Origin of the sequence: Helicobacter ailurogastricus (genome assembly GCF_001282945.1) — a bacterium.
Lineage (GTDB): Bacteria > Campylobacterota > Campylobacteria > Campylobacterales > Helicobacteraceae > Helicobacter > Helicobacter ailurogastricus.
On record NZ_CDMG01000009.1, the window covers coordinates 31,877 to 44,594 of the forward strand.

11 protein-coding genes and 4 tRNA genes are annotated in these 12,718 nt (G+C 47.7%); 12 read left to right on the forward strand and 3 right to left on the reverse strand.

From position 1 onward, the window contains the following. Positions 1-7: 7 nt before the first annotated feature. Genes HAL07_RS05415 through HAL07_RS05425 form a run of 3 tightly spaced genes read right to left on the reverse strand, consistent with a single transcriptional unit; the run spans position 8 to position 2,327 of the window. Positions 8-934, reverse strand: coding sequence for a coiled-coil domain-containing protein (locus tag HAL07_RS05415; protein WP_238374497.1), 927 nt, complete (start codon positions 932-934; stop codon positions 8-10). An 11-nt stretch (positions 935-945) separates the two neighbouring features. Then, positions 946-2,139, reverse strand: coding sequence for an HP0729 family protein (locus HAL07_RS05420; protein WP_053945395.1), 1,194 nt, complete (start codon positions 2,137-2,139; stop codon positions 946-948). Then, positions 2,136-2,327, reverse strand: a complete 192-nt coding sequence (locus HAL07_RS05425; protein ID WP_053945396.1) for a hypothetical protein — start codon at positions 2,325-2,327, stop codon at positions 2,136-2,138. The genes HAL07_RS05420 and HAL07_RS05425 overlap by 4 nt, the downstream gene beginning before the upstream one ends. Positions 2,328-3,891: 1,564 nt before the next feature. On the opposite strand from HAL07_RS05425, the gene HAL07_RS05440 reads away from it, so the two are divergent. The 12 genes from HAL07_RS05440 to HAL07_RS05495 all read left to right on the forward strand — a co-directional run bounded on the left by HAL07_RS05440 (position 3,892) and on the right by HAL07_RS05495 (position 12,708). Further along, positions 3,892-4,659 carry a replication initiation protein gene (locus tag HAL07_RS05440; RefSeq protein ID WP_053945397.1) on the forward strand — a complete coding sequence of 256 codons (768 nt, stop codon included), beginning with the start codon at positions 3,892-3,894 and terminating at the stop codon, positions 4,657-4,659. Positions 4,660-4,770: 111 nt separating this feature from the next. Further along, a complete protein-coding gene (locus HAL07_RS05445; protein ID WP_053945398.1) occupies positions 4,771-5,784 on the forward strand; it encodes an ABC transporter permease in 1,014 nt (337 codons plus the stop codon). A gap of 4 nt (positions 5,785-5,788) precedes the next feature. Beyond that, positions 5,789-7,321 carry a dipeptide ABC transporter ATP-binding protein gene (locus tag HAL07_RS05450; protein WP_053945658.1) on the forward strand — a complete coding sequence of 511 codons (1,533 nt, stop codon included), beginning with the start codon at positions 5,789-5,791 and terminating at the stop codon, positions 7,319-7,321. A gap of 93 nt (positions 7,322-7,414) precedes the next feature. Then, positions 7,415-7,489, forward strand: a tRNA-Gly gene (locus tag HAL07_RS05455). 26 nt (positions 7,490-7,515) lie between these two features. Beyond that, on the forward strand, positions 7,516-7,833 hold the full coding sequence (locus HAL07_RS05460) for a TRL-like family protein (protein ID WP_053945399.1): 318 nt from the start codon (positions 7,516-7,518) through the stop codon (positions 7,831-7,833). 57 nt (positions 7,834-7,890) lie between these two features. Next, positions 7,891-7,977, forward strand: a tRNA-Leu gene (locus tag HAL07_RS05465). A gap of 2 nt (positions 7,978-7,979) precedes the next feature. Beyond that, positions 7,980-8,054, forward strand: a tRNA-Cys gene (locus tag HAL07_RS05470). Between the two features lie 31 nt (positions 8,055-8,085). Then, positions 8,086-8,173: transfer RNA gene (locus HAL07_RS05475), tRNA-Ser, on the forward strand. Positions 8,174-8,192: 19 nt separating this feature from the next. Next, positions 8,193-9,689, forward strand: a complete 1,497-nt coding sequence (locus HAL07_RS05480; protein WP_053945400.1) for a Na+/H+ antiporter NhaC family protein — start codon at positions 8,193-8,195, stop codon at positions 9,687-9,689. Positions 9,690-9,806: 117 nt separating this feature from the next. Beyond that, entirely contained in the window at positions 9,807-10,853 is a 1,047-nt protein-coding gene (gene adhP, locus HAL07_RS05485) for an alcohol dehydrogenase AdhP (protein WP_053945401.1), read from the forward strand. Between the two features lie 20 nt (positions 10,854-10,873). Further along, positions 10,874-12,379: an acetaldehyde dehydrogenase ExaC gene (gene exaC / locus HAL07_RS05490; RefSeq protein ID WP_053945402.1), complete on the forward strand. Its 1,506-nt coding sequence runs from the start codon at positions 10,874-10,876 to the stop codon at positions 12,377-12,379. Next, a complete protein-coding gene (locus tag HAL07_RS05495) occupies positions 12,379-12,708 on the forward strand; it encodes a DUF779 domain-containing protein (RefSeq protein WP_053945403.1) in 330 nt (109 codons plus the stop codon). The genes exaC and HAL07_RS05495 overlap by 1 nt, the downstream gene beginning before the upstream one ends. The last annotated feature ends 10 nt before the right edge of the window (positions 12,709-12,718 follow it).

Below are 12,718 nucleotides of genomic sequence, written 5' to 3' on the forward strand. Positions count from 1 at the left end.
TTGCTCCCTAAAGTTTGATCACAGATTGTCTTTTGACTTCGCCACTTTTGGCGTGTAAAAACCCACGCAACAGCACAGAGGTGATATTGCCACTGGCATGCGTGCTGGAGTGGTGGCGTTGGTGCTTGGTGGGGTTGTAGGGCTGCCCCACTTCTAGGGGGTCTAGCTTGTAAGGGGTGGCTTTTGCATAGTAGCCAAAGAGGGCATAAAAGATTTCTACAAGAATTTGCGCCCCTTCTTTGTTTTCTTTCAGGGCGTTGTTAGTGTAATCCCACAGCATTTCGATATTCTTGCCCTGCGTGCCGATGGCTAAAAAGGCAAGCGGGTCGTTTTCGCTAAAAAGATTGCTCAAACCCTGCTTGAGGCTAGGGGGCAGAGTTAAAAACAATTCATAGGCTTGCACTTGATGCCTTTTTAAGTCTGCTTTTGTGTTTTCTAGCTCTTTTTGTGTGCTCTCCAGCACGCTTTGGCTTTGGTTTAATTCTGCTTGCGCTTTTGCTAGCTTGGCTTGGTTTTCTCTCTCTATTTGTTGCAAGGCTAGTAACTCTTTTTCTAGCCGTGCTAGGACGCTTTGTTGCTCTTGGATTTGTGCTTGTGCCTGCTCATATTGCCGCTTTGTCTCTTGCTGGGCTTTTTCAACTTGCGTTAAAAGTGCCGTGTCTCGACTTCTAAAAAGATTTAACAACCATTGAAACATCGCCTCTTGCACCTCGCTATCTTGAAATAATTCTAAAACTTGGGATTTCAAAGGGTTTTGCGCATTTAACGCTTGCGCTTGCTCCATATTTTGCCTTTGCCAAACTTGCCCTTTACCTTGCTCTAGCGTTTGCCCCTGCAAATTTGTATCTTGCGCCCCTTGTGCGCTTGCTAAACCACCTAGCCCGCCCTCTTGGGAGTCTCTTTGTATCTGTGTTAAATCGTCATTTTTGCTCATATTCACCTTTCTTACTTGTACCCCACAACCCGAATTCCTCCGATGTTTTCAAGCACCTTTCTGGGGCTATTTTTGGGTTTGGGCGGAGTGAGGGTGGCTTTGTAGTTGGCGATCTCTTTTAAAATATTTGTCCCTGTGATGCCTAAAATCTCATTGCGTAAGCATTGTGCCTCTTTTAAAGAAGTGCGTTCATTGCCATGCGCGCTCTTGTTGCGGACAGAGCGGAAAATTTCAATCACCTCTAAAAGGCTCTTAGATAAGAATACACGCACCGAGCTAGGGAGCAAATCTAAAAGGGGCTGTTGGAGGCTGGGCAAGGCGATGATGTTTTTGTAGTCGGCTAAGACGGGCTTGTCTTTGTAGTCATCGCTTAAGATTTGACACAGAGGGGTATTCTCCTTTTTAGAGTGGGAGAAGTAGCGCATTTCTAGGATTTTAGGGTTGTTTTGGGCTAAAAAGCGCACTAAATCCTTAAACAAAGCATAGGCTTCTTGCTCTAAGATTTTAGAATACCTGAGCGCGATGGGTCCAAAGTCATAGAGGGGGTCTTGTTTGTTCTTTTGATACTCCATTTCGGCATAAATGACATTGTCTAGGCTGGCGTGGTGGAGCTTGTAGGCAGTAGCCCCAAAGTTGAGCTCAATCAAGCGCTCTTTGAGCTCTAAAAACTCCGCGCTTTTAAAGACATTTGGGTAGTGTTTTTTGGGGTCTTCAAAGTAATTGATCTCTTTTTTCATCTCTATGGCGAGTGGGTAATCGTAATCATTGCCATAAATTCTAAAGGTGTGGTTGTTATGATCAGGCGTGGTGAAGTTGGGTAGGTAGCGATCGCGCACAGCGGTAAAATCGTTGCGCTCTAGTTCGCGCATGTCTGTGATGATGAACCACGCCTCCACGCTAAACTTTCTATCTTCGCTAAAATAATACTCAGGCGCGCTCACACCTTCTAAATCCTTTTGCACCGCCTCCACTTTTGCCACGAATAAGCTGGCGAAATTAGTTAAAAAAAGTTGTAAAAAGTTTTGGGACGTGGTGCTTTGGTAAATGCGCTCTAAAGTTTGAGGGTGTTTGTGCTCTTGGTCTTTGCTCCGGGGGCGGATTTTACCAAAGGCGACTTTGCCTTTTTCTTTCAGTATTTCTAAGTGCAACTCAATGACATTTTCTTGGTAAAAGGGGTTGTAAAGAATCAAGAGATTTTGAATCATTTCTTAAACACCTTAAATATTTGATCGAATAAATTTAAAGAAACCTTTTGCATTTGTTGCCCACACTGGGGGCAAGTTGTTGCCATTTTGGCTAAGTCTAGAGGACTCAAGGCATCACTCTTAAAAGCCACAATCTTAGAAAACCCACAAGGGCATTTGAGTTTATAAGCTTTAGGGGGCAGGGGCATGTTTGCTCCTTTTTTGTAGTCTTTGAGCGTAACAGAGACTTGCTCTGTACGAATTTGGAAAAATACCGGGCAAGATAGATAAGATTGTGCTTAAGATTGTGCCTACAAGCGGATTGATTGTAAAGCCCAAACGCCCTAAAGTTTGCAAAGCCACAGCACCTGAAAAGGCAAGGGCAAGATTGGAGAGAAACCCTGCTTGCCCTCTTGCTTGTTCTCTAAAGCCCGCATCGCAACAAAACAACCGCCCCCTATGTTGATAGGCATGTAAAAAAGGGGCAGGCATGCTATCTCCTCACTACAAATTTCTGTAAAACCCCTACATTGTAGGGTTGTTGAGGGATTTTTAAGCGGTGTGGCATTTTGGCATTTCTAAAGGCCGCAAACCAAAACCTAATTTTTTTAGAAGTCTTGCAAATGCCATGCCGCTATCCTCTAAAACAGCTCTAAGCATAACTTAAGCGCACTTGATCGGAGTCTAAGAACTCGGCTACACTAAAGGGTTTAAAGGTTACGGGCATGGACAATCCTTCAAGATTTTTTATGCCTTAATTATATCCTTTTATCGCGTGCTTTTGTCGCCTTAAGCGCGCCACTGCACGGCGCGCCACAACAAAATCACCAACACCTCGCCCCGTTTAGCCACATACAGGCGGTAGCCTGCACCCGTGTGGATACGCATCTCAAAGATTTGACCCGCAATGTGCTTATGATCGCCAAAGTGTCCGCTATTTTTAAGTTCTGTATGTGGCGCGTGATCGCACTTTTCCGTTTAAATCTTTGAGATTTTTCAACCACTTTTCAAATTCACTTAATGTCTGTATTTTCATACCCTATTTTAGCGCACAAACCCCACGTTTTAGGCTTCAAGACCCATAAATGGGCAACATCCTAACTAAGGCAGTACATTGACAAAACTCAGCAAACAGGTAAAAGCGATATTCAAACGGAACGATGGTATATGGGTTTAAATAAGGCACAAGCACCCTAAAAACAGGTGTGTTTGAAGTTATTGGTGTTGGGCGCGATTTATCTTGGTAGCCACATCCAAGTTACTCTAAATCTTTATCTTTGCTATCCATGATTTTTATATATTCCACGTAGTTTAAATGGCAAAGGAGTCTTAGGTGCAAGCCCAGATAAGTTTTTTGGATTCTGTGGGATAGATACCCCGTTACATTGCCCGGAATGCCTAAGCACATATCTTTCTAAGGTGTAGCCGCAAGATAAGTGAAACTTCTAAACAGTAATAAGGACTGCTAGTATTAGCGTAATGGTTAAAACCTTCATAAATCCCACGGCAACTCCCAACCACAAAACCATAGTTTTTTTTTTGAACTCCCAACCCCTAAACTTGCACTCTACGACCCTTTAAAAGCGCTTTAAACGCTATATTTGATTTATTGTTTCTCTTCATCTTACTCTCCAAAAATATAATTGCCCTAAATCAATCAGTTTTTCACTCTCTCTTCAAAGGCATGATTATCCCATAATCATAGATACTTCAAGACTAAAGACTAAAAAATCTAATCCTCACTTCAAAGCCCTCTCTTGGGGGTTTGGGGGCTTGCCCCCAAGAGCAATAGAGTACTATAATTATCTCCATGGCAACTTCACTTCTTTTGAACTCTTGGAGTTTCAAAACATTAGCGGTAAATACGCCAAGACTCTTTATAGGCTACTCAAGCAATGGAAAAGCACAGGCGTGCCCCCTGAAATGGAGTGGGGGGAGTTTAGGGAGTTGATGGGAATACCGCCAAAAACTCTTTTTGAAAACATAGAACGCCTTATCCTCAAACCCGCCCTTAAAGAACTCCACAAGCTCCCACACTTTGAGAACCTATGCTATGAAAAGATAAAGACCAAAGGCATGGGCAACCGCATCACCCATACCCATATCCAATTCTATTTTCAACCCATTACTAAAACCAGCAAGGACAGAGAACGAGCTAAAAGAGATTTAAGAACCATTGCGTGGAAAATTAGAAGTGAAAAGGCGGTTAAACAACTCAAACGCTCTATGGAGCAAGCAAAACAAACCAAGCTAGACAATGAAATGCTAGAAGTCATAGATATGGCCTTTTACAAACCCCAAGACCCCAACATTGTTCTTGTGGTTGATGGCATACAGCCTGCCAAAGATGGCTATGAAATTTTAGTGAAATACTACAGTAACAATGGTGTACCTGCTGTCCTTAAGATTAAAGACATTTACTTTATAGAGAACGGACACATTAGAGTAGATGTCCAAGACATAGACAAGCCCCATAAGATTTTAAACCCTTTTATCTTTGATGATGTCAAACACTTTAACCTCCTCTTTCTTGCCCCTTAAAAGGCTGTAAAAATCTACTAAATCGTTCTAAATTTTCGGTCTTTGGCTGACTAAGCCCTTTATGCGCTTTTTTCTGTAAAATACCCCTTTTATCAAGTGCAAGGATGGCTTTTGGATTTACAAGCACGGCGTTTAAGGGCGTTTAAGGCGAATAAACGGGCGTTTTGGGCGTTGGTTGTCTTTGTGGTGTTGTTTGTGTTGTCCTTGGGGGCTGAACTTTGGGTGAATGACAAGCCCCTTTTTATTTACAAAGACCATAAAGCCTACTTCCCCATTTTTAAGGATTACCCCGAAACCGCCTTTGGGGGGGATTTTTACACCAGTGCGGACTACACCGACCCCTATGTCAAAAACCACCTGCTGAAAAACGCCTTTGTGATTTGGCCCTTAATCCCCTACTCTTACGACACCATCATTATGGATTTAAAAACCCCAGCCCCCACCCCCCCAAGCCTAAAGCACTGGCTAGGCACGGACGATCAAGCCCGCGATGTGCTCGCACGCCTCGTCTATGGCTACCGCATTTCTATTTTATTTGGGCTAATCTTAAGCGTGTTTAGCGTGGGGCTTGGCGTGGCAATTGGTGCGCTTCAGGGCTATTATGGCGGGCTCATTGATCTTCTTGGCCAGCGCTTTTTAGAGATTTGGAGCGCCATCCCCATGCTCTTTTTACTCATTATCTTGTCTAACTTATTCACGCCTAATTTTTGGTGGCTTTTAGGGCTGGTGCTGGCGTTTTCTTGGATGGGGTTAGCGCAGGTGGTTAGGACCGAGTTTTTAAGGGGACGCAACATGGACTATGTCAAGGCTTCTTATGCCCTAGGCGTGAGCGATGCGCGGGTGATTTTTTACCACATTTTGCCAAACGCCCTAGTCGCCACGATCACCTATTTACCCTTTGTGATGGCGGGCAGCATCGGGACTTTGGTAAGCCTTGATTTTCTAGGCTTTGGCATGCCTGTTGGCAGTGCAAGCCTAGGCGAGCTGTTAAACCAAGGCAAGAACAATCTTTACGCCCCCCATTTAGCGTTGGTGGGCTTTTTTGCCACCGCACTATTGCTTTCTATCTTAGTCTTTATCGGGGAGGGGGTGCGCGATGCCTTCAGCGCCACAAGTGTTAAATAACCCCTTGCTCCGTCTTGAAAATCTAAACGCCCGCGTGGGGACGGATTTTTTACTCAAAGATTTAAATTTAGTCGTGGAAGTGGGCCAGAGGGTGGCACTAGTTGGCGAGAGCGGGAGTGGGAAGAGCTCGCTAGCCAGTCTTATTTTGCGCTTAAGCGGGCACATCCAGCCCATAAACGGGCGCATTGTCTTTAAGGGGCAGGATTTATTGCGCCTAAGCGATAGGGCGATGCGTGCTCTAAGGGGGCAACACATCGGCTACATTGCCCAAGAGCCCTTAAGCGCCCTAAATCCTTTGCATAAAATCCAAAAGCAGATTTTAGAGGCTTTGTATTTGCACGCCAAACCCAGCAAACAAGAGGCGCAAGAACGCTTAGAGGCCGTAATGACGCAAGTGGGCTTGAGTATGGATTTGTGCCAAAGGTATCCTTATGAGCTCAGTGGCGGGCAGAACCAACGAGCGGCACTAGCGATGGCTTTAATCAACCGCCCCAAGCTTTTAATTTGCGATGAGCCCACCACCGCCCTAGATGCACAGGTGCAATTACAGATTTTAGAATTGCTAAAAACTTTAAGCACACAACACCAAATGGCGCTGTTATTCATCAGCCACGATTTGGGGGCGGTGGGCCTGCTTGCCGATTCTGTCTATGTCTTGCAAAAGGGGCAAATTTGCGAGCACAACGCCACAAAAGAGCTCTTTAACGCTCCCAAGCACCCTTACAGCCAAATGCTCTTACAGGCTAGGCAGTTGCAAAAAAAGCGCACGCCCGCCCTAGATCAGCCCACTTTAAGCGTCCAAGATTTTAGCGTGTTTTACACCAAGTCCAAATTCTTTAAAAAAGACATTTTTGAGGCGATTAGGGGCGTGGATTTTGATTTACGCAAACAAGAGACGCTAGGCATTATTGGGCAGAGTGGGAGCGGGAAGAGCTCTTTGGCTTTGGGCTTGTTGAAATTAGCCCAAAGCACGGGCACACAGGTTTTAATGGGCCAAAGTGTGGGGGGTTTGAAGCGGCAAAGCTTTAAGCCTTATAGAAAATCCTTACAAATGGTCTTCCAAAACCCCTTTGCGTCGCTCAATCCCCGCTGGAGCGTGCAAGAGATTTTATTAGAGGCGTTTGTGGGCGCAGGGCTTAAGAGGGACAGCGCACAAGCCAAAGAGAGTCTAGAGGCGGTGGGGCTAGAGGCAAAGCATTTGCATTACTACCCCTTTGAGCTCAGTGGCGGGCAGCGCCAAAGGGTCGCCATTGCAAGGGCGATTCTCACCCGCCCGCAAGTGGTGGTGATGGACGAGCCCACTTCGGCATTAGATAAGAGCCTACAAAAGGTCGTGCTTGCCCTGCTTTTAGAGTTGCAAGAAAAGTTGCAATTAAGCTATGTGTTCATCAGCCACGATTTAGATGTCATTGAGTGCATGTGTGATCGCGTCTTGGTCGTGCATAAGGGGGCGGTGGTGGAGAGCGGACGAGTAGATGAGGTCTTTAGCGCCCCCAAGCACCCTTACACCAAAGAGCTTTTAGAAACAAGGTTATAAAGCCCGTTTAAATGGCGTTTAAAGCCCCTTTGTGGGGCGTTTTAGGCGGTGCTTGACTTATTCGTTAAATCTTGCTAAGATCGTGGTTTTTATGCGGGAATAGCTCAGTGGTAGAGCACGACCTTGCCAAGGTCGGGGCCGCGGGTTCGATCCCCGTTTCCCGCTCCATTTTCAAAAAAACACAAAGGACTCTAATGTTGCGCTTTGCTAAGGTTGCTAGTGTGTGTGTGTGTGTGTGTGTGGGCGTTTTAGTTAGCGGTTGCGCTTCTTCAATACCCAACGGAGGGCTTTACACAGGGGTGCAAGTCCCTGTTTCGGGTAATGGTGAAGCCGGTTCAAAAACCGGCACCGCAAGTTGCACGAGCATCATTGGCTTGATTGCCATCGGCGATTGTTCTGTAGCCACAGCAGCAAGAGCCGGGGGCATTAGCAACATTAAGTCTGTAGATAGAAAAGTTGTGAATTACTTGGGTCTCTATGGTAAATACACAACGATTGTTAGAGGAGATTAGCCGTAGGCTGATCTTAGGCTAACCTAATGTTTCCCCCTAGGCTAAAGTCTAGGGCATGCCCAGGTGGTGGAATAGGTAGACACAAGGGACTTAAAATCCCTCGGTAGCAATACCGTGCCGGTTCAAGTCCGGCTTTGGGCACCAGCGGCGACGTAGCCAAGTGGTAAGGCATGGGTCTGCAAAACCTTGATTCCCCGGTTCAAATCCGGGCGTCGCCTCCAGATTTGTTTTTGCTTAACTTTTCTGCACTAACGGGAGATGGCTGAGTGGTTGAAAGCGGCGGTCTTGAAAACCGTTGAGGGTCACACCTCCGGGGGTTCGAATCCCTCTCTCCCGGCCACTCTTACCGGTAGGATTTTATGGGTCATTCTGTTTATAGTCTAGCCGTCCCCTTTCTTGTCATTTTTATGGTCATTTTCACCAAGCGCGTTGCCCTTTCGCTCTTTAGCGGGATTGTTCTAGGTGGGCTTTTAATCACCGATGGGCGTTTAGGCTCACTTGTTACCTACATTTATTCTAAAATCAGTGCTGTCTTTTACACCCAAAGCCCTAGCGGATTTAGCCCAAACCTCAGCAGCCTCTGCGTCTTTGGCTTTTTAATCACGCTAGGGGTGCTAAGCCAAGTGATCGCCAGCTCAGGGGCGATCAATTCCTTCGTGCATTGGGCAAAAAACTATGTCAAAAGCCCGCGCCAAGCCGAGGGCGTGGCCCTCTTTGCCGGGCTGGTGATTTTTATTGACGATTACTTTAACGCCCTCATTGTGGGGCAAATCAGCCGCTCGCTAAGTGATATGCATAAATCCAGCCGCGAGAGATTGGCCTATATCATCGACTCCACCTCTGCGCCCGTGTGTTTGCTCATGCCCATCTCTAGTTGGGGGGCTTACATTGTGGGGGTGATGCAAAATGAGGGCTCGCCCTTGTTGAAAGATAGCTTCGCTCTGCTTTTAGCCAGCATTGGCAGCAATTATTACGCGTGGTTTGCGCTTTTTGCGGTGTTCTTAGCCATTGTGTGGCAAATCAACTTGCCCGCCATGCAAAAATACCAAAATGTGGGTGTGCAGGACTTGCAAATGCCGACTAAAGAGGGCAAAAGCGCGCCCGTGTCCTTGCTTATTACCAGCATTGCAAGCTTGATTGTGAGCATCACCGCCTTAATGTTTTACACGGGCTACATCCACAGCCAAAGCAAAGAGATTTTAGACATTTTAAAGCACACCAACAGCGCGTTTTCGCTCTTTGTGGGCGGACTCTTTTCGCTAGCCCTTTGCGCCCTTTTAGCCCGCCCCTATTTGCCTAAAAACTCTTTTTTAAGCCTGTCTAAAAAGGGCTTTTTAAGCATGGCAGGGGCAATTTGGGTTTTGGTTTTAGCGTGGGCGATAGGCCCCATGATTAGGGACGACTTGCAAACGGGGGTGTATTTAGCAAGTCTATTGCAACACTTTGAGGGGGTGTTTTTACTCGTTCCTTTACTGCTCTTTTTAATCTCTGGCTTCATTGCTTTTACCACCGGCACGAGTTGGGGGGCGTTTGCGATCATGTTGCCCATTGGCGCGGGGATGGTGAGCGTGGTCGGGGGCGACATTGTCTTGGTGCTCTCAGCGATTTTATCTGGGGCAGTCTATGGAGATCACGCTAGCCCTATCTCAGACACCACGATTTTATCGGCCACGGGGGCGGGCTGCAGTGTGCAAAGCCACTTTTTAACCCAACTGCCTTATGCCACGCTCACCGCCTTTTGCGCCATGTGCGCCTTTTTGGTCGCCAGCCTGACCCTCTCTAAAGCCATGGGTTTTCTCTTTGGGCTAGGCTTGCTTGCAGGGCTATTTTACTTCTTAAAGACCTTCTTTAAATAACTTTTGGTAACACTTTTAGCCCTTTTTAGCGCGCCCACCTAAAGCATACTGAGCGTTAACCTTCATCCATTAAACTCGCCTTGTCTTAGCACTAAAACACCTAAAAAAGGAGAAACGATGTCTAAGAAAATGAAAGCCGCGGTTGCTAAGGAGTTTGGCAAACCCCTTAGCGTGGAAGAAGTCGATGTCCCTAGTGTGAAAGAGGGCGAGGTTTTGGTGAAAATCCAGGCTTGTGGGGTGTGCCACACTGACCTACACGCCGTGGAGGGCGATTGGCCCATCAAGCCTAAATTGCCTTTAATCCCCGGGCATGAGGGTGTGGGCTATGTTGTGGAAGTGGGCAAGGGCGTGAAACACATTAAAGAAGGGGACGCGGTGGGCATCCCCTGGCTTTACAGCGCGTGTGGGCATTGCACCCATTGCATGAGCGGGTGGGAAACGCTGTGCCTCCATCAAGAAAACGGCGGGTATTCGGTGAATGGCGGGTATGCTGAATACGCCCTAGCCGATGCCAACTATGTCGGGGTGCTCAAAAAAGACACCAACTTTTTAAGCATCGCCCCCATTCTATGCGCTGGGGTCACGGTGTATAAAGGGCTTAAAATGACAGACACCAAGCCCGGGCAATGGGTTACGATCACGGGCATTGGCGGTCTAGGGCATTTAGCCGTGCAATACGCAAAAGCGATGGGCTTGAATGTGGCCGCCGTGGATGTGTCTGATGAGAAGTTGGAGTTGGCTAAAGAGTGCGGGGCAAGTGTGGTTGCCAACGCTAAGGAACTGGGCGAACAAGGCACGATCGACAAAATCCTCAAAGAAACCGATGGAGGCACGCATGGGGTTTTGGTTACGGCCGTGCACCCTGTGGCCTTTAAGCAAGCTCTAGGCTTTGTGCGCCGGGGTGGCACCGTGGCGATGAATGGCTTGCCCCCGGGGGATTTCCCCGTGAATATTTTTGATCTCGTTTTAAATGGGATCACTCTACGGGGTTCTATTGTGGGGACGCGTTTGGATTTACAAGAGGCCATCCACTTTGCTGAAGAAAACAAAGTCAAAGCCCATGTAGCTCCCGCGAAGCTTGAAGACATCAACGCCATTTTTGAACGCATGAAAAAAGGTGGCATCGATGGACGCATGGTGCTCGATTTTAGCCACGGACATTGAGGAAAAAATCAAGGAAAGACATGAGCATTGACAAAGACAAAAGCCAAATTTTTAAAGCCCGCTATGAAAACTACATCGGTGGGGAGTGGGTCAAACCCACTAAGGGGCAGTATAAAGCAAATAAAACTCCCATTAATGGGGAGGTGCTGTGCGAAGTACCCATGTCTAGCCCAGAGGACATAGAAAAGGCCCTAGATGCCGCGCACAAGGCTAAGGACGCTTGGGCGGCCACTCCGGTAGATACTAGGGCGCAGGTGTTGTTTAAGATTGCAGATCGCATGGAAGCAAACCTAGAAAAACTCGCCTACACCGAAACTTGGGACAATGGCAAACCCATTAGAGAAACCCTAAATGCCGACATTCCCCTAGCCATTGACCACTTTAGGTATTTTGCTAGCTGTATCCGGGCCCAAGAGGGGGGCATTAGCGACATCAGTCCCGATTTGGTCGCCTACCACTTCCACGAGCCCCTAGGCGTGGTGGGGCAGATCATCCCCTGGAATTTCCCGCTTTTAATGGCGGCTTGGAAGTTGGCCCCCGCGTTGGCTGCGGGCAATGCTTTAGTGCTCAAACCCGCTTCAGCCACCCCGGCGAGCCTCTTGGTGCTCTTGGAAATCATTGGGGATTTGCTCCCCCCTGGGGTGGTGAATGTGGTCAATGGCAATGGCGGGCAAATTGGCAAACACCTAGCCACCAGCCCCAAAATCTCTAAGGTGGCCTTCACGGGCTCTACCGCGGTGGGCCGCCAAATCATGCAATTTGCCACAGAAAACATCATCCCCTGCACTTTGGAGCTTGGGGGCAAAAGCCCAAATATTTTCTTCCCCGACATTTACGCGCACGAGGACGCGTTTTTAGATAAAGCCGTTGAGGGGCTTGTGCTCTTTGCGCTCAATCAGGGCGAGGTTTGCACCTGCCCCTCACGCGCCCTCATCCACGAAAAAATCTATGACAAATTCATGCAAAAAGTCTTAGAGAGGGTGCAGGCCATTAAAGTGGGCAACCCCCTAGAGCTAGACACCATGATGGGCGCGCAAGTCGATGAAAACCAAGTGCACACGATTTTAAATTACATGCAAGTGGCCAAAGAAGAGGGGGCCGAGTGTCTCATCGGTGGAGGTAAAAACCACATCAAGGGGCTAGAAAATGGCTGCTATGTCCAGCCCACCATCTACAAAGGGCACAATAAAATGCGGATTTTCCAAGAAGAGATTTTTGGCCCCGTGCTCGCTGTAACGACTTTTAAAGATGAAAAAGAAGCCCTAGAGATCGCCAATGACACCATGTTTGGGCTAGGGGCGGGAATTTGGACGCGCGACATCAACCGGGCTTACCGCGTGGGGCGGGCGATTAAGGCCGGACGGGTGTGGACCAACTGCTACCACCTTTACCCCGCGCACGCCGCCTTTGGGGGCTATAAACAGAGCGGAATCGGACGGGAGGGGCATAAAATGATGTTGGAGCACTACCAGCAAACCAAAAATATCTTGGTGAGCTATAGCCCCAACAAGTTAGGCTTTTTCTAGTGGCTTTGCAAGCCAGCGAGAAAGCCCGCACCTTGCTTAAAAAGCTCAAAGAAGCGCACCCACAGGGTTTTATCCTTTACCACTCTTGTGGGTGCTGTGAGGGTGGGGCCGTCTTGGTCTATGCTAAAGAAGATTTTAAGCTCGGACAAAATGATTTGTGTTTGGGGGAAGTGGAGGGGGTTAGCCTGTATCGGCACGCCACACAAGAGCAAGCCCAGGGACCTATGCCCTTGATCTTAGATGTGAAGCCCTTTGAGGGGAGTGAGTTTTCTTTAAGTTATGGCTTTGGCGAGAGTTTTTATCTAAGACCCCCCACTAAAGAGTTGTAAGCCACGCAAA